The 22,294-nt window shown below is 42.1% G+C and carries 18 protein-coding genes; 9 read left to right on the top strand and 9 right to left on the bottom strand.

The window, feature by feature from the left end; translation table 11 throughout:
• The first annotated feature begins 185 nt into the window (after positions 1-185).
• Positions 186-2,768, top strand: coding sequence for an acylase (locus EGC86_RS09060; RefSeq protein ID WP_123777303.1), 2,583 nt, complete (start codon positions 186-188; stop codon positions 2,766-2,768).
• 560 nt (positions 2,769-3,328) lie between these two features.
• A complete protein-coding gene (locus EGC86_RS09055) occupies positions 3,329-4,798 on the top strand; it encodes a carbon starvation CstA family protein (protein ID WP_123777302.1) in 1,470 nt (489 codons plus the stop codon).
• Positions 4,799-4,877: 79 nt separating this feature from the next.
• Here EGC86_RS09055 and EGC86_RS09050 read toward each other — a convergent pair whose 3' ends face one another.
• Positions 4,878-6,092, bottom strand: coding sequence for a 4Fe-4S binding protein (locus EGC86_RS09050; RefSeq protein WP_123777301.1), 1,215 nt, complete (start codon positions 6,090-6,092; stop codon positions 4,878-4,880).
• Between the two features lie 244 nt (positions 6,093-6,336).
• Here EGC86_RS09050 and EGC86_RS09045 point away from each other — a divergent pair, with 244 nt between their 5' ends.
• Together EGC86_RS09045 and EGC86_RS09040 are read left to right on the top strand one after the other, a co-directional pair.
• The gene (locus EGC86_RS09045) at positions 6,337-7,359 is read left to right on the top strand and encodes a DUF2817 domain-containing protein (protein ID WP_123777300.1); all 1,023 of its coding nucleotides are present in this window, start codon (positions 6,337-6,339) and stop codon (positions 7,357-7,359) included.
• Positions 7,360-7,378: 19 nt separating this feature from the next.
• Positions 7,379-8,173 (top strand): alpha/beta fold hydrolase, encoded by a 795-nt coding sequence (locus EGC86_RS09040; RefSeq protein ID WP_123777299.1) that lies wholly within the window; start codon positions 7,379-7,381, stop codon positions 8,171-8,173.
• 186 nt (positions 8,174-8,359) lie between these two features.
• On the opposite strand, the gene EGC86_RS09035 is transcribed toward EGC86_RS09040, so the two are convergent.
• From EGC86_RS09035 to EGC86_RS09020, 4 genes are read right to left on the bottom strand one after another with little or no spacing between them, the layout of a single operon-like run.
• A complete protein-coding gene (locus EGC86_RS09035; RefSeq protein WP_123777298.1) occupies positions 8,360-9,259 on the bottom strand; it encodes a LysR family transcriptional regulator in 900 nt (299 codons plus the stop codon).
• Positions 9,260-9,287: 28 nt separating this feature from the next.
• Positions 9,288-10,874: a cryptochrome/photolyase family protein gene (locus EGC86_RS09030; protein ID WP_123777297.1), complete on the bottom strand. Its 1,587-nt coding sequence runs from the start codon at positions 10,872-10,874 to the stop codon at positions 9,288-9,290.
• Between the two features lie 11 nt (positions 10,875-10,885).
• Entirely contained in the window at positions 10,886-11,026 is a 141-nt protein-coding gene (locus EGC86_RS09025; protein ID WP_011636257.1) for a DUF2256 domain-containing protein, read from the bottom strand.
• Positions 11,016-12,530 (bottom strand): cryptochrome/deoxyribodipyrimidine photo-lyase family protein, encoded by a 1,515-nt coding sequence (locus EGC86_RS09020; RefSeq protein WP_207893038.1) that lies wholly within the window; start codon positions 12,528-12,530, stop codon positions 11,016-11,018. Before EGC86_RS09020 ends, EGC86_RS09025 begins: the two co-directional genes overlap by 11 nt.
• Before the next feature lie 203 nt (positions 12,531-12,733).
• Between EGC86_RS09020 and EGC86_RS09015 the strand changes: the two genes are divergently transcribed.
• Both EGC86_RS09015 and EGC86_RS09010 read left to right on the top strand, forming a co-directional pair.
• Positions 12,734-13,372 carry an NAD(P)-dependent oxidoreductase gene (locus EGC86_RS09015; RefSeq protein WP_123777296.1) on the top strand — a complete coding sequence of 213 codons (639 nt, stop codon included), beginning with the start codon at positions 12,734-12,736 and terminating at the stop codon, positions 13,370-13,372.
• A gap of 755 nt (positions 13,373-14,127) precedes the next feature.
• Positions 14,128-15,009 carry a DUF4238 domain-containing protein gene (locus EGC86_RS09010; RefSeq protein WP_123777295.1) on the top strand — a complete coding sequence of 294 codons (882 nt, stop codon included), beginning with the start codon at positions 14,128-14,130 and terminating at the stop codon, positions 15,007-15,009.
• Positions 15,010-15,451: 442 nt separating this feature from the next.
• Here EGC86_RS09010 and EGC86_RS09005 read toward each other — a convergent pair whose 3' ends face one another.
• Complete coding sequence (locus tag EGC86_RS09005; protein ID WP_123777294.1) at positions 15,452-16,354, bottom strand: LysR substrate-binding domain-containing protein; 903 nt, start codon at positions 16,352-16,354, stop codon at positions 15,452-15,454.
• A 200-nt stretch (positions 16,355-16,554) separates the two neighbouring features.
• Here EGC86_RS09005 and EGC86_RS09000 point away from each other — a divergent pair, with 200 nt between their 5' ends.
• Both EGC86_RS09000 and ybaK read left to right on the top strand, forming a co-directional pair.
• On the top strand, positions 16,555-17,523 hold the full coding sequence (locus EGC86_RS09000) for a TDT family transporter (RefSeq protein ID WP_123777293.1): 969 nt from the start codon (positions 16,555-16,557) through the stop codon (positions 17,521-17,523).
• Positions 17,524-17,537: 14 nt separating this feature from the next.
• Positions 17,538-18,011, top strand: coding sequence for a Cys-tRNA(Pro) deacylase (gene ybaK, locus EGC86_RS08995; protein WP_123777292.1), 474 nt, complete (start codon positions 17,538-17,540; stop codon positions 18,009-18,011).
• Positions 18,012-18,367: 356 nt separating this feature from the next.
• Here the strand turns inward: ybaK and EGC86_RS08990 are convergent, their stop codons facing one another.
• Positions 18,368-19,081: a DUF2057 domain-containing protein gene (locus EGC86_RS08990; RefSeq protein ID WP_165872368.1), complete on the bottom strand. Its 714-nt coding sequence runs from the start codon at positions 19,079-19,081 to the stop codon at positions 18,368-18,370.
• Positions 19,082-19,160: 79 nt separating this feature from the next.
• Positions 19,161-20,006 carry a pseudouridine synthase family protein gene (locus tag EGC86_RS08985; protein WP_123777290.1) on the bottom strand — a complete coding sequence of 282 codons (846 nt, stop codon included), beginning with the start codon at positions 20,004-20,006 and terminating at the stop codon, positions 19,161-19,163.
• Between the two features lie 181 nt (positions 20,007-20,187).
• Between EGC86_RS08985 and lgt the strand changes: the two genes are divergently transcribed.
• Positions 20,188-20,964, top strand: a complete 777-nt coding sequence (gene lgt / locus EGC86_RS08980; RefSeq protein WP_011636266.1) for a prolipoprotein diacylglyceryl transferase — start codon at positions 20,188-20,190, stop codon at positions 20,962-20,964.
• 109 nt (positions 20,965-21,073) lie between these two features.
• On the opposite strand, the gene EGC86_RS08975 is transcribed toward lgt, so the two are convergent.
• Positions 21,074-21,916: a sulfotransferase domain-containing protein gene (locus tag EGC86_RS08975; protein WP_123777289.1), complete on the bottom strand. Its 843-nt coding sequence runs from the start codon at positions 21,914-21,916 to the stop codon at positions 21,074-21,076.
• Between the last annotated feature and the right edge of the window lie 378 nt (positions 21,917-22,294).

Genomic DNA, 22,294 nt, shown 5'->3' with positions numbered 1-22,294 from the left:
TAGACACACGAGAGAATGATTGCTTAAATAGCAATGCATGTCTTTGTTGTATTTAACAACAGCGCATTCGTTTCAAGGTGATTGGGATTACTTTGGCGGTGCTGTTAGCTTAAATTGAGGCATAAAGGACTAAGAACCTCATCCATTTTGCTGATTAGCATTGGGATACAACAAGGATAATAATAATGAAACTGAATAAAATTCTACTCGCTATCGGTATGGCTTCTAGCGTTGCGATGGTGGGTTGCGGTGATGACACTCAATACGGCAAAACCCCTCAACCAGATCCACAACCCGAAGTCGTTACTCCTCCTTTACAAGCTTTTGCTCCTAATGGCAGCTTAAAAGTTCAAATTCGCCGAACTCAATATGGTGTACCACACATTACTGCCGACAATTTAGAGAGTCTTGGTTTCGGTAATGGTTATGCCCAAGCACAAGATAATTTATGTGTAATAGCGGATGGCTTTATTAAAGCCAATTCTGAACGGTCGATGTACTTTGGCCCCCATGCATCGATTGACTTTACAACCGGACTTCCAACCAGTGAAGATAACGGTAACTTAATTTCTGACTTTGCCTACAAAGCATTGAAAATCAGGCAGCTTGCAGAAAACCAATACCCACAATTTAGTTATAATTCGCGTGCATTAATGGAAGGTTTTAGTGCGGGTTATAATCAGTATCTAGCTGATGTAGAAGCCGGCACTCAAACCGGTGAGCCATTTTGTGCTGGTCAACCGTGGGTTAAACCTATTAGCGGTGTCGATGTAGCAAGCTATCTATTTTCCATCGCGCTATTACCTGGGGCGGCAAACTTTTTAGATTTAATTTTTTACGCCAACCCTGGTGATGCTCAAGAATATTTACCGCGAATTATTGGACCTGCCCCGTCCACTGCGCAAACTGCGTTTGTGCAGGATATGAACAACAAATTAATCGCACGGTCTACAACCATTACCACACCGGAAACTAATCCGCGAAATTTGGGCTCTAATGGTTGGGGTTTAGGAAAGGATAAAACCGAAAATGGTAAAGGCATGGTGTTGGGCAACCCGCATTTTCCGCATACTGGTAATTTACGTTTTTGGCAGTCGCATTTGACTATACCAGGGCAAATGGATGTGATGGGTGGCTCATTAGCCGGTATGCCTGGCTTGGTTAACATTGGTTTTAATAAAGATGTAGCCTGGACCCATACCTTTTCAACCGCAGAACATTTTGTAATGTATAACCTTGAGTTAGTTGCTGGTGATAGATTGCAATATATGTACGATAATTCACCGATGCCAATCAACAAAGAAACGGTTTCGGTATTAGTTAATGCAGGCCCCGCTGGCATGTTGGTAGCACAGAAGGATATTTACACCACAGCCAAAGGTCCAATGGTTGAAGCACCACCAACATTAGCGCCATTTGGATGGGACGATGGCCAGGCTTTCTTTATTCAAGATGCCAACATGGCCAATAAAGACCCGCTCGATCATTGGTTAGCCATGAACCTTGCATCCAATAAAGATGAGTTTCAACAAGCGTTTAAAAACTATGATGGGGTGATTTTTAATAACACCATGTATGCGGATAAAGAAGGCAATGCGTTTTATATTGACGATTCAACCGTACCGGGGTTTTCTGACTTAGTGGTCGATATTATTAAGACGACTCCAGCGATACAAGCGGCGAGAGCCCAAGCAGGGTTTACTATTCTACCCGGTAATACCTCGGTATTTAGTTATGATTCGCCAATGCCTTATGAACGTGCGCCTAAGCTTGAACGTACAGACTTTGTGCAAAACTCAAATAACTCCTTTTGGTCTACTAACTTAGCGGCACCGCTCGAAAACTACTCTCCTTTATACGGTCCAGAACGAGGTCAATTATCGTTACGTACTCGTATGGGCTTAACCTTAATGGAAGATGCCGCGGGTGATGACGGTAAATTTAATATTGAGGAATTAGAGGCGGCTTTATTATCCAATCGGGCTTATCTTGCTGAATTGGTGTTACCCGACTTAATTAGCCAGTGTGAGCAACAAGGGGCTACGCCGGTGATGGTCAGCGCAACATTGTCTAAAGATGTCTCGGCATCATGTGCCGCGCTAAAGGCGTGGAACGGTAAACAAGATAACGACAGTAAAGGCGGGGCGTTACTTCGTGAGTTTGCCCATCAGTTCAATCAAAGCACCATGTTAACAGAAGCTTTTGATTATATGAGTGCAGCAACCACGCCCAATAAGCTCAACACAGATGGTAGTGCATTAGTGGCCTTAGCTCATGCAGCTTTGAATCTTGAAGCGGCAGGTTTTGCGGTTGATGTTGCGTTAGGAGATGTGCAATTTGTTGAAAAGTCACTTCCTGATGGTACTGCATCTGGGGTTAAGTTACCTTGGCCTGGTAGCCATAATGCGGAAGGTGGCTTTAACGTATTCTCGACCAGTTTATCGGGCGATGACACCTTAATTCCTCAGCATAAATATAGCCCTGTTATGGATGTTGTTTCTGGTAATGCTACAGCATCAGGATTAACGGCTGAAGGTTACCAAGTGCGTTATGGTTCAAGTTGGATGATGACAGTGAGCTTTACTGATGATGGTCCTAAGGCAAAGGGCATTTTGACCTATTCAGAGTCTAGCAATGTGTTGAGTCCAAGTTTTTCCGATCAAAGTGAATTGTATTCTTCGACAAAACAATTACGTCCATTGCTATTTACTGAGGCAGAAATCCAAGCATCAGTTGAATCTAGCATCGAGCTCACCCTACAAAAATAGACTATCGGTTTACTTTGTTTTAGTTCATAAAACGAAAACCTCACTGATATTTGTCGGTGAGGTTTTATCATTTTAATAAGCGAATGAATAAATAACAGCTACGACGGAGAATGTTTGGGTTGCCCACATCAGAATGAATAGGCATTGGGGAACACTTGATTTAGCAATAATGTAAGACGTATTACTCCGCTTGCCACCTATAAGGATGTTTTTTAGGTAGTGCATTTACAGCGGCTTAATTATATTGGGTGTTTAAATGGTTAGCTAGCCCCTACTTTTTTGTGGGAATACGAAGCACTACCCGAAGTAGCGATGTGAACAAGTGATTATGCTTGAATTTTTTTGATGAATGAATATGGCTAATAAAATGGCTAATTATAAAGGAGTAAGGGTAAGCCATTAACAGGCTTATAGTTTATCGTAAAAGCGAGTATATATGCATGAAAAGTGATTAGTAGCAATCCCTACTTTGGTATAACACCCCGTTGCTTGACCTATAAAGCTAACTGAAACAAACTCGACATTGAATATATTCCTATAAATAATTGGATGATAATAATATGCTGATTTTCCTCATTTGTATCGGGCTGCTCGTGCTCGGATTCAAATTTTACAGTCCGTTCGTTGAGCGACAAGCTGGTATCGACCCTACTGCTAAAACCCCTCAAGAACGATTTACTGATGGCGTTGACTATGTTCCTGTTCATCCAGTTAAAGCTTTCTTAATTCAATTTCTTAATATCGCCGGTGTCGGACCGATATTCGGGCCAATTTTAGGTGCATTATATGGCCCTATAGCACTGGTTTGGATTGTGATTGGTAACGTACTTGGTGGCGCCGTTCACGATTACTTCTCTGGTGTAATGAGTATAAAAGAAGACGGTAAAAGCTTACCTGAAATTGCCGGCCATTATTTCAATGTGTACTTTAAAGGTGCCATGTTGATATTTACCGCGATGTTGCTCTTCTTCGTTGGTGTTGTATTTATCATGAGCCCAGCAGGGCTGCTAAGTAACTTAGATTATTTTAAAGACACCTTTTTGAGTAACAATACCTTTTGGGTATTACTTATTTTAGGTTACTACTTCCTCGCGACTTTGTTACCGATAGATAAAATTATTACAAAACTGTATCCATTATTTGGTTTACTAATGATTGTAATGACAACATCAATTGCTGTTGCATTGCTAATCCATGCACCGCAGCTACCTACTGTTGACGGTATCTTTGCTTACTTCGATCACAGTCACTATAACAATGATTTATTGGAGCCTAATCCTAGTGGATTACCAGTATGGCCATTGTTGTTTGTCACTATTACTTGTGGCGCAATCAGCGGATTCCATTCAACTCAAGCACCGATTATGGCGCGTTGTTTAACTAACGAAAAATACGTTCGTCCTGTGTACTATGGTGCAATGGTTGCGGAAGGTGTTGTGGCATGTGTGTGGGCTACTGCAGGTATCGCAGCTTTCCCTGGTGGTTATATCGAACTTAAGAGTGTTCTCGATATTGGTGGCCCTGGTATGGTTGTTAACCAAGTGGCGACCACTTACTTAGGTGTCGCGGGTGGTATTATGGCAATTATCGCGGTTGCGGTTTTCCCAATTACCTCAGGTGACACTGCGTTTAGAGCATTGCGATTAACCATTATTGATGCGTTTAAAATTCCGCAAAGCGTCAGAAACCGTTTACTGGTTGCCATTCCTATTCTGATTATTGCTTATTTTATGACTAAGATTGATTTCACTCTAATCTGGCGTTATTTCGCATTCTCAAATATGTTGTTATCAACTAGCGTATTGTGGCTTGCGACTAAGTACCTGTTTGATCGCGGTACCTTCCATTGGATTGTCAGCATTCCAGCGATTATTGGTACTTGTGTGACAGTGTCGTACATCATGACCGCAGGTATAGGTTTTGGATTGCCGCAAGCTCTGAGTCAGCCAGTGGGTATTGTTGTAGGTGTAATATGTCTTATTGCGCTGATTATTGCGCACAATAAACGCAAAGTGATTACTACTAAGTAAGTTAATGGTTGTGGTAATTGTTAGTTAATTGAAGGGCTGCATTGTGCAGCCCTTTTTGTTGCCCATTTGAAAACGTAAATTAATGACCAATACGGTCCAGTTTCTGAATCAGTTCCATTTTTATATCGCTAGGTGTTTGACTGTGCCAGTAGCCACTCACGTAAGCAAACAGCGGTAACATAAACATAATAGTCAGTAACACAATCAGTAATCCTCTGGCCGAAAGCGGGATACCATTACGAGTACTAAATTGCAGCGCTTGTTTTTTAGGGCAAGCAGACACACAACGCATGCAAGCTTGGCATTCGTCTGAGCGGATATTTTTTTGAGTATGCACCGATATATTGGCAGGGCAGGCACGAGTGCACTTATCACAATTCATGCCTTTGGTTTCAATTAAACAATGTTGAGTATCACGACGAATTTTAAACGGGCTTAAAAAACTTACAATACCCAACAGAGCGCCATAAGGGCAAATGTAACGGCAAAAACCTTGGCGACGCCATGCGGCTAAGGCAAAGATCATTCCAAAACCGATTAAGGCCACCATTGATGGCATCATAAAAAACACTGCCATTTTTAAGTCAGCCACTTTGTGGTAATTACCCGCTAAGTAGTTTGGAATGCTTGCTGATGGCATCGAAATAACCAAATAAAGCAGTGCCGCTAATAATAAATATTTAACCATTCTGAGTGGCCAGTCTACCCACGCCGGCGGTAATAACTCGGCATGAATAACACGTTTTCTCAGTTTATAAAGGTACTCACCTGCTAATCCTAACGGACAAGCCCAACCACAAAATGCTCGCTTACATACTACACCGGTGAGCAATACTACACACAGCATCACTACCGCAGCAGGATGGTTTTGATCCCACAATCTGAGGGTTAAAATAGCTTTGAGTTCTATGCCGCCCGCAATAGGTAAAAATGCATCACCGACATCAGGCCTCATTAACCAGGGTGTTTCTCCGGCATACAATAATCCAGCATTGATGGCATATTGCACTCCAACCAATAACATCGAAAGGGCAAAGAAATGTTGGCAAATCTCACGTACTGCATTGGGCCGGCCTTCTGCATTGGCAAACCCAGGTTGATATTGTCCTAATGCGGTGACGACTAATACTGCTACCAATAATATCAGTAGTAATGGCCAGAAAAAACTTGCTAGGGTCGCACCAAGTAATAATGCTGCGCTAACGAGCGCCCCCCATTTTTTGCCACTCCAATACAGTAAGCTGGTGCTATACACCAAAGCTAACATTAAGGTGATTGATTCAATTGTGCTCATTATCCAGTGCCTGCGCTGTTTTACTTTCTTGAGATGATGATAAAACCTCTGCATTGTGGCGAATGTGAGTTGAGTCGCCAAAGCGGATAATAGATTTCTAAATATATGATCTATATTGATTTGTTTACTTTATGTAAACATTGTTAAGCAATGTGTGAACTTGGTTTTTCACTCGATTGTCATTAACTTGTCTTAATTATTGGTTAACTTATTAAGATCATTTGGTGACAGTAAAAAGTGGCTAATGGCTAAGTTTTCATTTGAGCATTCTTTCGAGATAGACACGTTAAAGCGTTTAATTGCACAACATCAGCACCAATTTAGGCATAAGTCGTTAGCTGATTTGTATTATCGAGGCGAAAAATTATCGGTAACCGCCATTGAAATTGGGCAACAACAGCAACCGTGCCCAACAGTATTATTTGTTGGTGGGGTACATGGTGTTGAGCGCATTGGTGCACAAGTTGTGTTGGCTTTTTTAGACAGCCTACTCAATCGGCTACCTTGGGATACTCATTTACAGCAATTACTCAAACATGTGCGTTTAGCCTTTGTACCTGTAGTGAATCCGGTTGGCTTTTTGCGAGGCAGCCGAGGCAATGGCAACAATGTTGATTTAATGCGTAATGCACCCATTGATTCAGATGAAGATGTGACCTTTCTTGTTGGCGGTCAGCGACTTTCGCCACGCTTGCCTTGGTATCGTGGTCAAAACGGCATGGAGCTAGAAACCCAAGCATTGGTAAACTATGTGCAACAATTACAGCAACAGAGTAGCAGTGTTATTGCCTTAGATGCTCATTCTGGTTTTGGTTTGCTAGACCATGTGTGGTTTCCTCATGCACATACCAGGCAACCGTTTGCTGACATAGGTTATATTTATCATTTAATGCAGTTATTCGAAAAGGGTTACCCTCACCACAGCCATTATCGGTTAGCGCCGCAAAGTCATTTTTATCGCACTCATGGTGATATTTGGGATTACTTAGTCGCGACTAATTTCAGTGGAAAACCGTTTATTCCATTAACGTTAGAAATGGGCTCGTGGGCTTGGGTGCGTAAAAATCCGCGTCAGCTATTTAATTTTCCCGGTTATTTTAATCCCCAGAAAACACACCGACATCAACGCATTTTACGACGTCACGTGGTATTAATGCAGTTCATTATCGATGCGGCTTATGCGCAAATTATTGAACAAATCAAACCTAAACAGCTGACACAATTAACTCAACAAGCCAATCGCTTTTGGTCTAAAAAAGCTAAATGAGGATATGTGAGGATAAGCAATGACCACCTTAGTTTTGCTTAGAGGATTAATGCGCGACAGCCGCCATTGGTATGGTTTTGATCAGCGTTTAGCTCAACACTCGGTCAATGTTATTAGCGTCGATTTACCGGGTAATGGCCTGTTAGTTAATCAGTCTAGCCCAGGTGAAATGCAAGATTATTGTGATGCGGTGTGGCAACAAATCGATGACGCATTACTAAAACAGGGCATGCTACCAAGCAAAGTTAAGGTGGTATTGGTTGGGTTGTCTATGGGAGGTATGCTGGCGCTAACGATGGCGGCGCAGTGTCGCTCGCGAGTTCAGCATGTGGTGTTAATTAACAGCAGTGCGGCTAACTTGTCACCTTGGTATAAACGATTCCAATGTTTGGGGTTAATGAGGTCATCGGTGGCTGTGCTCGCGAGGGCTTTACGTGCCAGCTTGTCGAATCAAGTGGATAATGACAAAAGCCATTGGCTAGAGGCAACGGTATTAGATTTTACCAGCAGGCATTTGGGTCAAAGTATTGAAGTGATTAATGCTTGGAGCTTACTAAGGTTGCAATGCCATACATCATTTATTAATGGATTACGCCAATTGTACGCCTCGGCCCGTTTTCACAGTCCTATATTGAATGACATACCGGTTAGCGTGATTGTCGCCAATCAAGATAAGTTAGCTCATCCCAAATGTAGCGAACAGTTAGCGGTATTTTATCAAACACAATTACATAAAATAGATGATTGCGGCCACGATGCCAGCCTTGATCAACCACAACAATTACAACAACTATTGCTGGATATTATTCATTAGGGCTTATTCGTTAGGGCCTATTCATTAGGGCTTATTCATTAAGACGGTTCCATCAAGGCTCATAGAATATTGCTTCTTGAATAGAAAGTACTGAGTCGAGAGTACTAAATTGAGAATGCTAAATTGAGTGTGCAAAATAGAAATTACTTAGTAGCGATTAGTCATTCAATCATTCAATCAGTCATTCTAGCTTGCTTGCCATTTTTTAATGTCTTGCTGCCAAGCATTAGCGGTAAAGTCGATAAAGGCTCTGACGACGGTTTGCTGATAACTACGCGACAAATAAACCGCCCACAACGTTTTACCCGGCGCAGTGATGTTGGGCAGCACTTCAAGCAATTCACCTTGTTCAAGATAGTGGTTAGCTAAATCAGTCGGCAAGCACAAAATGCCGTTGCCACGTAATGCCGCATTGATCAATACGCCCATGTCATTGGCTTGTAAATTACCGCTCACATCAAGTAAACAGGTTCGAGACTCATCGATTATCTCCCAACGTGGTTGGCTCGAGTGGCGTAAACAGTTGTGTTGTAATAAGTCACTGGCTGACAATATGGTCGAATGTTTGGCTAGGTAGTCGGGGGAGGCGCAAATGACACTGTCGATATGCATTAAGCGTCTGGCGATTAAGCTTTCATCAGGCTGGTGGGTGTAACGCAGGGCGATATCGACTCTGTCGTTCACCAATTGCGAGACATTATCCGACAGTAACAATTGAATATTCACTTGCGGATTTTGTTGGCAAAAAGCCTCAACCACGTCATACAGTTTTTGTTGCCCAAGGCCAATGGGCGAAGCGATACGGATAGTGCCCACTAGTTCGTTATTATGACTAATTGCACGGCTTTCCATGGCGGTGACTTCACTTAAAATACGCTGGCAGTAATTAAGCGCTTCTTCGCCCTGTAAGGTTAGGCTTACTCGGCGAGTGGTGCGGTGTAATAATCGTAACGCTAACCACTGTTCAACTTCTTTAATGTGCCGTGATACTTGTAAACGGCTTAAACCGAGTTGCTCAGCGGCTTGGGTAAAGCTGCCACAACTGGCGACTTCTACAAAGCTGCGCATAGCAGATATTTTGTCCATAAGATTATCCTATCGCGACAGTTAAAGGTTATAAGCTTTCTATCTTTTCCAATAAATTATCGGCTTTGTCAATAATGGCCTGTTGCATGTGCACATCCATTTTTTGCCAGTTTTTATATACCATTGCCATGCGAGGGTTGCGTTTAAATTGGTCTTGATGGCGTTGAATAAAATGCCAATATAAACTGTTGAATGGGCAGGCGTTATGTTCTGTCTTGAGTTTGACATTGTAATGGCAAGTTTTGCAATAGTCGCTCATCTTGTTCAAATAGTTACCGCTGGCGGCATAAGGTTTTGTAGCCACAATTCCGCCATCGGCAAATTGGGTCATTCCGCGCGTATTGGGCATTTCGACCCATTCGATGGCATCAATGTAAATGCCTAAATACCAGTGGTCGACTTCATCTGGATTGATACCCGCGAGTAAACTAAAGCAGCCAGTCACCATCAATCTTTGAATATGGTGGGCATAGGCATAATCGAGCGACTGTTTTATGGCGTGGTGCATGCAATTCATCTTGGTGTTGGCGGTCCAAAAATACCCTGGCAGCGGCCGCTGTGCTTGTAAGGTATTTTTAGTGGCGTAGTTGGGCATATTGCACCAATAAATACCGCGGACATATTCACGCCAGCCAAGTATTTGCCTAACAAAACCTTCAACTTGAGCCAGTGAAATATCATGTTGATGCGCTTGCCAATGCGCGATGACTTTATTAATCACTTCACTGGGGGAAATAATTTTAGCGTTAAGCGCAAACGATAGCCTTGAATGATATAAGCTCCAATCCGCACGGCTATTTTCGGTCATCGCATCTTGGAAATGACCAAAGCGGATCAATAAATGCTGGCAAAAAAAGTCGAGTAACTCACGCGATTGGCGTCGATTTACTGGCCATAATAATTGGCTTTCTGCCTTACCTATGGTGTTGATGTTATGGCGCTTAAGGCGGGCTAAAATATCACTGACATCGTTAGCAAATACCAAGGGCGCAGGAACATCAGCAAGGTCATTCTTTTTAAAGCTCGCACGGTTTTGCTGGTCAAAATTCCATTGGCCACCTAATGGTTCACCCTCTTGCATTAATAGATTAAAGCGTTTGCGCATGCGTCGATAAAAAAACTCCATTTTCACGTGTTTATTCGGTGTAAATTCGAGCTGAATATCGGCAAATGGCAGTAAGAAATGTTCTGTGTCGTAGCTGTTTTTACTCACCTTTGGCAGTGCGAGTTCACTCAATTGTTGCGCTAAGCGATATTCATCAGGCTGTTGATATTCAAATATCGTCAGTTGCTGGGTTGTGGTTATGTGTTCAAGTAATGCAGGGAGATCTGCATAGTGCTGTGTGTCATCTAATGTTAGGTACATCACTTGATGACCACTCTTGGCTAAGGCCTGTGCAAATTGCGCCATAGAGGCAAAAAAGGCGCAGACCTTTTGCACATGATGAGTGACGTAGCTTGCTTCTTGTCCCAACTCGGCAATCAAATACACCACATTAGGATCGACTTGTTTAAACCAGGAGTGTGACGCATTGAGTTGATCGCCCAAGATGAGTCTCAATGTGCTGGTTTCCGGCAATAATGTTGGTGAAGCATGGGTGTAAAGCGTCGTCATGGTGATTACCTTTATTCAGATTTATGTCGGCGACAGCGTTCAGAACAATATTTAACGTTGTCCCAATCTTTGGCCCATTTTTTACGCCATGCAAAAGGGCGTTGGCATACCAAACAGATTTTATGGGCTAAATGTGGTTTTTTATGTGTCATGGCGAGCCTTCTTCTGTTTGGGCTTTGGGCGTACATGACGGGCTAATACCGCAACAATGTGCTGTTTAACTTGAGGTTGTTCGCGATACGACCATAAACGATCGCGGGCAGTTTGTGATGCTTGAGTTAAATCAATCATTGGCTCTGGATAGTCACGACCTAAGATAATGTCGTTAAAAATCGCTTCCATAGGCGGTTGTTGCCAAGGTTGATGAATATACTCATTGGGTAAATTGGTGAGCTCTGGGCACCACAATCGAATAAACTCACCGCGTGGGTCTTGGTCCTGTGACTGCTTTACGGGGTTATATAACCTTATGGTGTTAATACCTGTGACCGAGGCTTGCATTTGCAGTTGCGGATAATGGATCCCGGGTTCGAAATCGAGAAAATAATTGGCTAGCGGTAAGCTGGCATGCTGCCAGGCAATATTGAGATGGTGAGTCACAAAGCTGACTAGCATGGCGCGCATTCTAAAGTTGATATAGCCGGTTTTTTTTAAACAACGCATACAGGCATCGATAATAGGGATCCCCGTTTGGCCGTCAGCCCAGCGTTGAATATCTTGCTGCACTTTGTCGTCGGTACGGTAGGGATAATCAACATACCCAGGGTTAACCGGGGTAAATTCCATGCTGCATTGGCTTTCAAATTTTTGCATAAAATGGCAATGCCAATGTAAACGAGACATCATCGCCAATAACGGTTTTTTCCACGCTTTATTGCTGGTTTGCACCTCGTTATAACGTGTTAATGTTGCTTGATATACCTGCTTTAGACTGATGTTTCCCCACGCTAAATAAGGCGATAAGCGTGAACAATGGGTCCGACTTAAGCTCGGGCTAGAAATACTGCGTTGATAGTCTTTACCCCGAAGGGTTAAAAAACTGCTCAGTATTGTTCTGGCTGCTTTGGGGCCACCTATTTGAAACTGATCATTGTGTGCCATGATGGCATGATCAAGAGTCGGGTCTTGATGATTATCGAGTTTTTGCAACTGACATTGTTGCCAGTTGGGGATGGCAATAGGGCTGTTCATTACTTGTTGCCAGTGCAGATCCCATGACTGACGATTTTTTCGGCCACGAACTACAGCTCCAGTAGGCGACTGCTGCCAATTAACTTGCTGTTGATTACACCAGCGAGCAACCGTTTTATCGCGTTCAAAGCTGTTGTGTAAACCTATCTCTTGATGACTATAAATATTTTTAATTTCAAATGTTTGGGATATCTCATCTAGTAAGTCAATCATCGGCATACTGAACATATACACCTGTCCGTGAAATCGGAGCAGTTGTTGATTCATATCTTGCAGCGACTGCCACACAAAGCGCCAATGGCGTTCATTATAATGCGAGTCAGCCAGCATAAATGGCTCAAAGGTGTAAATGAGCAAGCAGGGTAAATTGTGGTTAAACGCATCGACGAGCGGTTGATGATCAGACAAGCGCAAGTCGCGTTTAAACCAGACAATATTAATAGCTTGTTTGATTGTGTCGGGCATGGCGCCAAAATCTCATGATGAATGAGCCATTAGATACGCACTAGCCTGCCGTTTAGATTGCTTTTAAGGACACTATTACGTAATGATTTTACACCTTAATTTGTATCTTTAAATGATACAATTAAGCGCAATAATCGATATTTATCTCTAAAAGATTACCCACTAAACTAGCTCCATTGATAATTAATAGAGCGAGACACAAAATGAAATTAGCAGTATTAGGCGCAACAGGTTGGATTGGTAGCACTATCATGCAACAAGCGATAAGCCGAGGCCATGAAGTGGTTGCCGTAGTGCGCGACGCCAGTAAAGTCACTCAAGATGTGGCCGTACGTACGCTTGATTTAACCACGATGACAAGCGATGCCATCGCTAGCGCATTTGCCGACGTTGATGTTGTTATAGCGTCAATCGGTGGTCGCGCCGCACAAAACCATAACGTAGTGGCTCAAACCGCTAAGCAATTATTGCAACACTTGCCTAAAGCTGGCACACCGCGTTTGTTATGGGTTGGCGGTGCAGGTAGTTTAGAAGTCGCACCAGGCGTGACGTTAGTGTCAACACCAGAGTTTCCTGAAGATTATAAAGCCGAAGCCATCGCCCAAGGTGAAGCACTAGCCGTGTTCCGTGATACAGATTCTGCTATCGAGTGGACTTACGTGAGCCCAGCAGCGATTATTTTCCCCGGTGAGTCAGAAGGCCCGTACCGTTTAGGCGGCAACGAATTTTTTACCGATGCACTAGGCCAAAGCCGAGTATCAGTAATGGATTATGCCAATGCAATGCTTGATGAAGCCGAAAATGCTAAGCATGTTAATCAACGTATTAGCGTTGCTTACTAAGTGATATTTGGTGGGTGATTAATCGAAACAGGCCTAAACGGCCTGTTTTTTTTATGCTTTATCCGGTGCATAGGTGGTTATATTGATTAGGCAAACAATGGTTGAATTTGTATTAGGCCATAGCCGTTACTCGGTAAGATTTGAGCGCATTTTATTTAAAAAACATACAGGGTTATCAGTTACAGGCTATGTGATTTGAGTCTGTTTTAAAACGTTTTTGGCTAAAAGTGAATTTAAGGTATGGCCTGTGGCCACTAACGTCGTGGCGCTTCGCCCACACCAGAGCAAATGGGTAAAGCGCTTGTACCCCTTTGCAAACCCTCAGCGTTCCGGCAACATTTTCTGAACAGCGAAAAGGTCGCGACGGAAATTAATCTAGCTTTTGGCCTCGTTTGAATCCTTCTTCGGTCTTATTCAAAAATGCTAACGCTTCCGATGGTACATCCTGTACCGCGAAAGCTAAGCTCACATCCATGTGAGCTTCACGCTATTTTCTTCAACGTCCTCAAGTTCAGAGTTAAATTTGTACATTTTTAAGTCAAAAACCAACTCGTTTTTGTACCAAAGTGTATCAGCTAGAGTTTAAGCCTGTTTTTGAACTCGCTAATTTGACTTACTTTTCCTCATACATATAACATCTAACGATGTGGGAAAATACGCTAATCCTCTACTCTGCCACTACAGAGCAACATCGAGTTGAAAAATACCGATGTAGCGATGATCTATAACAAAGCTTTATATGAATGAGGTAAGTTGTGAGTTCAATCAATCATCATTATGTCCCACAGTTGTATTTGCGAGGCTTTGCTACAGAATCAGGACGCATCCAAGTATTTGATAAAAAACTAAATTCGTTCAAAAAAGATAAACAAACACCTCGCACAGTATTATTTGAAAAGCATAGAAATACGATCAACCTAAACGGTGTGCGTACTGATGCTTTGGAAAAAGCATATGGCACAATAGAAGCTCCACTCGGACAATTTTTTAACTTAGTCCGCAGAGGAATATCGGCTGATGAGTTGATCTCAGAAGAGGGAATATATTTACTTAAGGTCTTCATTGCATTTCAATTCTGGAGAATGCCTGTTTTAGATCCTATAGCTGAAAGCTATATCAAGAATTTGGACCTAACTAAATTTGAAAATCGAATTACATTCAATGGGGTTAATCTTGGCGAAGTTGAAGAAATAAAGTCAGCAATTCAAACAGATTCAGGTTTCAGACATTACTTTCGTAGTTTTATGCTACCACTCCTGACGTTTGATCTCAGAGTTCACGATAGCGATTATGAGTCATGGAAAGTTCATCATGTTTCGCCAGAGCATGGGGGGTGGAATAACTTTTTAACGGGAGATAACCCGTTAATCTTTGAAGAAACGAGTGAAATGTTTGCTTTTAAGTCTAAGTTTATTATGCCTTTGTCAAATAATCAGTTAATAACCTTTTCACCAACTATTAATCAGACAATGGATCTTGAACCACTCTTTACAACTTACTTGGCAATGGCTACATACAAGCAGTGCCATCAGTATTTAGTAGGTACTAACAAAGATTATATCGAGCAAATAATCTCGTTTATGGGTTCTAGTGTAGAGTCTACTGATTTGAGAGCGAAGCTATTTGAATACATATAACATAGGTTTGATGTTCCAAGATACTTTTTCTAATTTAGCACAAGTCGTTTAGAGCAATACCACTAAACGATTTCTGTCCACAAACGAGTTAGTAACGCTTGCAAAAGTCTAAATTTAACTCTGAACTTGAGGCCGTTGAAGAAAATAGCGTGAGCCTGACAGGACGTCAGGCTAGCTTTCGCGGTACAGGATGTACCATCGGAAGCGATAGCATTTTTGAATAAGGCCGAAGACGGTTACAGATGAAGTTAAAAGCTGGATCAATCCCCATGGCGACTTTTCGCAGCTCTTGTTTTGTAAATAGCGAAAATGTTGCGGGGCGGCTGGGAGTTCCAAGAGGGAACAGCCGTTGGTTTCCTCTAGGTCTGGTGTGGGTGAAGCGCCACGACGTTAGTGGCCGCAGGCCATAAATAGCAGAACTAGAACCCATAAAAGAATCGTTTTATGTATTATCCCATTGATGACAAAACTCAATAAAGCTTTTCAACAGCGGGCTGTGATACTTATCTTTGTGAACCACCAACCAAAACGGTCGTTGCATATTAATATGATTCCCCTTAATTGGAGAATCAAGCTGAGCCACACGGCCATCGTTAATCGCATATTGTGCCGCCAAAGCAGATAAACACCCTAAACCAAGTCCGGCGGCGACACTGTTAATTAATGCTTCAGTGGTATTCAGTTCAAACACTTCATGCCATGACTCTATTTGCGGTGCAATAGTACGTAAAAAAAACTCTCTCGAGCCAGAACCTGCTTCACGTAATATCCATTCACTTTGTTCTAAATCGTTAAACGTCCATTGTGCTTGCTGACTTATGGGTAAATGAGGCGCAGCGATAATACACATTTCATCATGGCTAAACTGAGTGGCGATGAGCTCTGGGTGATGACTTTTACCCTCAATCAAGCCAATGTCTAACTCGTAATCCAGCAGCTTTTGGCAGATTAAGCGTGAATTTGAAATCACCACGCTTTGTGAGAAATGTTGATGTTGCTGTCTAAATTGGCTCAATAACCCAGGTACAACATGATTACCTAAGGTGTCACTGGCACCTATTTTCAATTGACCCGTAAAAGCGTGGTCTGCATCAAACAATTGACTGATATTATTTGCTCTACTAAGCAGCTCATCGGCCAGTGGTAATAACTTGTGTCCTTCTTGATTAAGCACCAAGCGATTATTGACCCGATCAAATAGCGGGTGACCCAATTGTTTTTCGAGTTCTGCCAGTGCCATGCTCACCGCGGCTTTAGACAAATACAGTGCCTCAGCTGCAGCGGTTAAGGTTTTATGTTGGGTAACACTGGTAAACACGTTGAGCTGCTTTAATGAAATGTGCATAGCGCCGCTTAGTTTTATATAGAGTGAGTTTGATGGTTATAAAGTTAATGTGAACGGTTTCATTTTTATTTTCATCGTTATTGGTATGATAAATATTTCGTTCAATTTTTATGAACGTATGTTTCATATAATTGGATATATATAAACAAAGTGCAAGCGTAATATAAGCTTATTCTCTGATGGGTTGTTTTGAGGTTGTAATGATTCGAGCGGTAAAACAAACACTAACGGCAGTTCCAACCCCTATGGCTGGATTAGCGTTGGGAATTGCAAGTTTAGGTTGGAGTTGGGAAACCCTCGTTGATTTACATCATTATAGTCAGTGGGTTGGGGCTGCCATCGCAAGTGTATTATTACTGATTTTAAGTGCTAAATTTTTATTACATTCAGATTTATTACGCCAGGATCTTGCTCATCCAGTGGTCGGCAGCGTGGTACCTACTTTTGCAATGGCGTTAATGGTGGTGTCGAATTCGCTGAGTTATGCCTCTGCACTCGCAGGTGATTTATTATGGTCATTTGCAGTATTGCTGCACATCAGCTTTTTGGTCGGGTTTATTTATCATCGCAGTAAACAATTTTCACTGCATCATATGGTGCCTAGTTGGTTTATTCCGCCCATTGGTATTGTGGTGGCCGATGTGTCGTTTTCAGGCAATATTCATCTAGCGTGGGTTGCTCATGCTGCGCTAATCTTTGGCATGTTGAGTTATGCCATAATGTTACCGATGATGATTTATCGTCTTATATTTACAGAACAAATCCCAGATGCAGCCAAACCTACTTTAGCGATTTTAGCGGCGCCAGCAAGTTTATCTTTGGCGGGCTATTTAACGGTAATTGAACAACCATCGCCGGTAATTGTTGGGCTATTATTTGGTATTGGGGTGTTAATGACCTCAATTATCTATTTGTGTTTTTTCAAACTGATGCGTTTACCCTTTAGCCCCGGCTATGCCGCATTTACGTTTCCGATGGTGATTGGGGCAACGGCATTATTTAAAATGTCTGTTTGGATGCAAAGTGTTGGCATGGCAGCGGAATATGTACAGCAAATTAATGCATTAGCTGAATTTGAATTGCTTGTCGCTACCGTGGTTGTCAGTTATGTTTGTCTGCGATATCTGCATTTTTATCAGCCAAGCAAAGTATTGGCGGTGAATCCATAAATGAGCGCATTATCATGACCCCAGCAATTGAGATAGCCAAAAAGCATAAAATAGATTTTGAAGTGCATGAGTACCATCATGATACTAATAGTGAATCTTATGGTTTAGAAGCAGCGCAAAAATTGGGCGTGCCAACGGAACAAGTGTTTAAAACCTTGGTGGTGAGCTTAGATAACCAAGCGCTGGTGGTTGGGGTTGTGCCTGTGTCGTCGATGCTGAGTATGAAGTTAATCGCCAAAGCCGCAGGCGCAAAAAAAGCCCACATGGCAGAGGCGTTAGTCGTTGAGCGTTCTAGCGGTTATGTACTGGGTGGTGTGAGCCCATTAGGGCAAAAAAAGCCTTTGCCGACAGTTATCGATATTTCTGCACAGCAGCATCAACGTATCTACATTAGCGCCGGCAAAAGAGGCGTAGATATCTCGCTAAGTCCTGCTGATTTACAACGGTTATTGAAAGCTACGTTTGCTGATATTTGTGCCCAACGCTAACGTATATTTGCCGTAAAATAGTCGATGAGATTGTTAGCTTAATGACCATTGGCAGCAAGCAATATGCAGCAAGCATTTCGCAGCCAACATTTTGCAATAAGCATTTCACAGCAAACAATCTGCTACAAAGAGTTCGCCGTATACATTTTGCCGCAAACAATTCATCTCAAATAATTCATCTCAAACAATTCATCTCAAACATTTAATCGTAAAACATTTGCTCTTGAACGAGTTCGTCTCAAAAGAGTGAGCCTCGAAATCATTAGTCTCAAAATCATTAGTCTCAAAAGAATGAGTGTCGAGCTATTCAAGTTTAAACTCTAGGTTTTACTTTCGTTCGATAATACCCATCATGATCAATTTATTTTGGCTTTAAACTCTGCTTGGGTATTAGGATTGGCTTTTTGATACCAATAATCGAGCATTCTACTGACTTCTGCTTGGGTGATATCTTCAGTTTTATTAACCTGAGTGTCGGCGGTATTGTTACTTGCGGTAACCTCAGTCGTTTTTGCGACTGGTACTATTACTACTGGTACTACTGGTGCTATTGGTACTACGGGCGCTGCAGTAGCTGTTTTTTTGTTGATACGTTTAGCTGATGCAATTGCAGCTATGGCACCAGATCCATTATATTGCGCGATTTCTTGAGCAAAATCACGGCCAATTTGTAAGCCTGATTTCATCAGTTTATCTTGAGTAAATACAATGCTTTTACCCGTATTGTCGGTTAACGTTATAGTGGGTTGATCATTAAATTGATTGGCGCGTGAGGCAGAGTTAATGGTCGGCAAAGTGAGTTGATAGTTTTGCTCGCTGGCCTGAAAACGCAAAATAACAACATCAGAAATAAAATTATTTTGGCTGCCATTATCTCGATAACGGGCTTGATAGCGAAAAGCGATTTGTTGCATATTATCGGGCATGCTTAAGTCCAGTTTTACACTCGATTGCTGTTGTGAGGCTTTACCATTAACTAATACCGTTTCGGCTCTGTCTGGCAGTTGTAAACTAGCGGCGATGCCCATAGGGCTAAGAGTAAGACAAAGTAACGCGATGATATGACGCATAGTGTGTGGTTCCATTGATGTTGATGAACAATATTGTTTGTTATGTGTAAGCACAATAATTGCTTATTTACTTCATTGCTTAATGGGTAATAAATGCTGGTCGGTAATGCTCTGGCAGTTCAAAGGTTTTTAGCGTGTTGCTTAATGGGCAAACAAAACGGAAAAAACACGATGTCAGTGCAAGGTCGGGCGAGTGCTCGTCGCCATTGCCATGCAAACGGTCGCCTACAACGGGGTGGCCTAAGCTTGCCATATGAATACGAATTTGATGCTTACGACCCGTGTCTATTTTTACCTGTACTTTGGATTGATTCAACTCTGAGTTGTAGGTCAGTAAGGTGGCGTGTGATAACGCCGGTTTATTATCGACTGGAGTATTAATGGTAACGGGTTTGCTCGGAAACTCACCTTCAACAATCACTTGATAGTACTTTTCCAATTCGCGAGTTTCAAACAGCTTAGCAATAGCGGCAGTGGCTTTTTTGCTGTGTCCCAGTACTAATAAACCGGTGGCGGCACGGTCTAGGCGATGAATAATAAAGGCATTGCGCTGCGGCTGCATATTTAATTCAGCATAGCGATTAATGGTGGTGTGATCGCTCCATTTTGAGCCCTGGCAACGCATACCATAGGGCTTGTACCAAATGCTGTATTCAGCTTCATCAAACAATAACTCAGCGGGTGTGACTTGTTCATCTAGAATGTATTGATTGTAATAAAGATGCAGCTTGTCACCCGGTTGCAAAGGTTTTTTTGCACGGCGAATACGATTAGTTTGTTTACCATGGCTGTGCCAAATAGCGCCTTTTTGCATAGCATCTTTCAATACTTGCTTACTCAGGCTACTGACTTGCGCCAATAGCTCAATGGCGTCAGTTCTGTGCTCGGTAATATCAATATGGTATTCGGTTTTATCGGCCATCATTTGGTTAACTCTAACAATGCAGTTTATCAGCAGTAAATAACGCTAAATGTTACCTTATTTAGCGCTTCAATGTTGATTAGTTAATGAAACTTTCTCTTCGCTTAAGTATCTATGTATCATCTGTCGTAAAGTTGTTTTAGCATAACGCGACAAAACACCATATCAATTTGGAGTAGGTAACTTGGAACACATCGTTTGGGATTTTGATCCTATATTAGTCTCGTTTATGGGATTAACCGTACATTGGTACGGCGCGCTTTTTGCGTTGGCTATAGCCACTGGTTTTCAGGTGATGAAGCACTTTTATAAAAAGGAAGGCTTAGATGTTGAGTCTCTTGATAATCTATTAGTGTATTGCGTTATTGGCATTATTGTTGGGGCGCGTTTAGCTCATTGTATTTTTTATGACCCTGGATACTACTTTGCTCATCCGCTGAAGATATTTGCGATCTGGGAAGGTGGGCTTGCCAGCCATGGCGGCGGGTTAGGAGCGATATTAGGTCTGTATTTTTACCAACGAAAAGTGAAGTTACCGTTTTTATTTTTACTTGATCGTTTAGCTATCGCGACGGCTATATTTGGCTTTTTTGTGCGTATGGCGAACTTTGCTAATTCAGAAATTTTGGGCGAACCAACAACTGAGCCATGGGGCATTATCTTTAAGCGCATCGATATGTTGCCGCGCCATCCTGCGCAGTTGTATGAATCGTTTGCCTATTTATTAATATTTATCGGCCTATACGCCATTTATAAATACACCAATATGAAGCAAAAACACGGGGCTATATTTGGCCTGTTTTTGGTGCTGGTCTTCAGCGCGCGTATCGCGATTGAAAGTGTGAAAGTTAGTCAAGCTGCATATCATGAGTCAATGCTCAGTGCCGGCCAGTGGTTAAGTTTACCGTTTCTATTTACTGGCATTGTGTTGCTTGTTATGGCTTACCGTAAACGCACTTAGTATGCTGAAAAACTGAAAGTGATATCCAATAAAAACGTCCTATTGCTACTGCAATAGGACGTTTTTTTATGAACAATCTAAGCCAGGCTTTAATGCTTTTTATTTGGCATTACATTCCAGCAGGTAAATACTTAAAGCGCTTCATTTGCTCGTAATGGGTAGCAACAATTTTTTGTACTTGCTCTGGTGTCAGTTTGGTTTTCCACTGATGCTTGCCACCATTCCTAAAGAAGGCATTAGCATTTTCATGTTTTTCAACAAAGCCGAGTTTAGTTTCTTGGGCTTTCAATTGAGCAAAAGAAGAGTGCTTAATGGCATTTTTCAGGCGGACAGGATCTTTTTTCAAACCTAAAAAGGATTCTACTTTACGGAAGACCTTTTTAGGATCATCTAGCATATCCTCATAGCGTAAAATCAGCTTTGATGCGTCATCGGCAGTCCAGCTAGACACATGCATAGACCAAGAGGTAATAATTTGCGGCACATGCGGTGCTTCATTTGGCGTGCCTGTCATTTCTTCACCCATATAAGCTATGGCTTCATCGATGCTGTAACCAAAGTAATTGGCCATTGAGATTGCCACATCTAATGGGTTACGAACCACATAAATTGCTCCTGATGTGACAGAGGAGTTATGCAGTGGATGACCGTTGTATTCGCCTAGGTAGTTGTGGGTTTTTACAAATGTGGTGCCATTAGCTTGATGCGCAATATCAGCCTGAACCTGTGGTCTTAGTACACTGACTTCTTCTAAAGTCAGTTCGGTGGTGGCCGTTTTGTCTTTTGGTAAATAATGCTGGTAACGATGCGCGGCCGACTCTGCCGTCGAAATGGTGTGCATGGTATTAATATCAATCGGTTGATCTTGATTTTGAATATAGTTTTCTAAAAATGCGCGTACCCAAGTGTTACCCGATTTTGGGTAAGAGGCCACCCAAAGTATGTTTCCCATCCGTAATCCTTTGTTATTATTTTTACGTCTTTCAATACAGTAAAACTACCGATAATTGTGCAAAATGGCAAGTTTACTGGGGGGGGGTATAGGGATTAGACTGTGAGCATTAAAAGGTGATAGCTGAGTTTTATATCCACTTTAACTGCTCTGACAAGGCTCTAAACCAGCAAACGTGTCCGCGGTGTTACTGTTTAAACGCTTTGATTTTACTTATGCAACCCTTTATACTTGCCGCTGCATTTTTATGCACTGCGCGTTTAATAAATTTTAAGCCTAATTTACACATATTGCCGAGGTCGTTTTTCCATAATGAATATTAAGCCGCATTAGTTTTCCCTCCCTATTTGGATCGTTAAGATCCGTCCGTAATTGCTG

The organism is Shewanella frigidimarina (assembly GCF_003797125.1).
Taxonomy (GTDB): Bacteria; Pseudomonadota; Gammaproteobacteria; order Enterobacterales; family Shewanellaceae; genus Shewanella; species Shewanella frigidimarina.
Note: the sequence above shows the minus strand (reverse complement) of the source record. Positions and strands in the feature narration are given on the sequence as shown.

Bases quoted from the DNA above. Each gene is read 5' to 3' on its own strand.
- EGC86_RS09060 (WP_123777303.1), top strand. From the start codon at position 186: ATGAAACTGAATAAAATTCTACTCGCTATCGGTATGGCTTCTAGCGTT.
- EGC86_RS09055 (WP_123777302.1), top strand. From the start codon at position 3,329: ATGCTGATTTTCCTCATTTGTATCGGGCTGCTCGTGCTCGGATTCAAA.
- EGC86_RS09050 (WP_123777301.1), bottom strand. From the start codon at position 6,092: ATGAGCACAATTGAATCAATCACCTTAATGTTAGCTTTGGTGTATAGC.
- EGC86_RS09045 (WP_123777300.1), top strand. From the start codon at position 6,337: ATGGCTAAGTTTTCATTTGAGCATTCTTTCGAGATAGACACGTTAAAG.
- EGC86_RS09040 (WP_123777299.1), top strand. From the start codon at position 7,379: ATGACCACCTTAGTTTTGCTTAGAGGATTAATGCGCGACAGCCGCCAT.
- EGC86_RS09035 (WP_123777298.1), bottom strand. From the start codon at position 9,259: ATGGACAAAATATCTGCTATGCGCAGCTTTGTAGAAGTCGCCAGTTGT.
- EGC86_RS09030 (WP_123777297.1), bottom strand. From the start codon at position 10,874: ATGACGACGCTTTACACCCATGCTTCACCAACATTATTGCCGGAAACC.
- EGC86_RS09025 (WP_011636257.1), bottom strand. From the start codon at position 11,026: ATGACACATAAAAAACCACATTTAGCCCATAAAATCTGTTTGGTATGC.
- EGC86_RS09020 (WP_207893038.1), bottom strand. From the start codon at position 12,530: ATGCCCGACACAATCAAACAAGCTATTAATATTGTCTGGTTTAAACGC.
- EGC86_RS09015 (WP_123777296.1), top strand. From the start codon at position 12,734: ATGAAATTAGCAGTATTAGGCGCAACAGGTTGGATTGGTAGCACTATC.
- EGC86_RS09005 (WP_123777294.1), bottom strand. From the start codon at position 16,354: ATGCACATTTCATTAAAGCAGCTCAACGTGTTTACCAGTGTTACCCAA.
- EGC86_RS09000 (WP_123777293.1), top strand. From the start codon at position 16,555: ATGATTCGAGCGGTAAAACAAACACTAACGGCAGTTCCAACCCCTATG.
- ybaK (WP_123777292.1), top strand. From the start codon at position 17,538: ATGACCCCAGCAATTGAGATAGCCAAAAAGCATAAAATAGATTTTGAA.
- EGC86_RS08990 (WP_165872368.1), bottom strand. From the start codon at position 19,081: ATGCGTCATATCATCGCGTTACTTTGTCTTACTCTTAGCCCTATGGGC.
- EGC86_RS08985 (WP_123777290.1), bottom strand. From the start codon at position 20,006: ATGATGGCCGATAAAACCGAATACCATATTGATATTACCGAGCACAGA.
- EGC86_RS08975 (WP_123777289.1), bottom strand. From the start codon at position 21,916: ATGGGAAACATACTTTGGGTGGCCTCTTACCCAAAATCGGGTAACACT.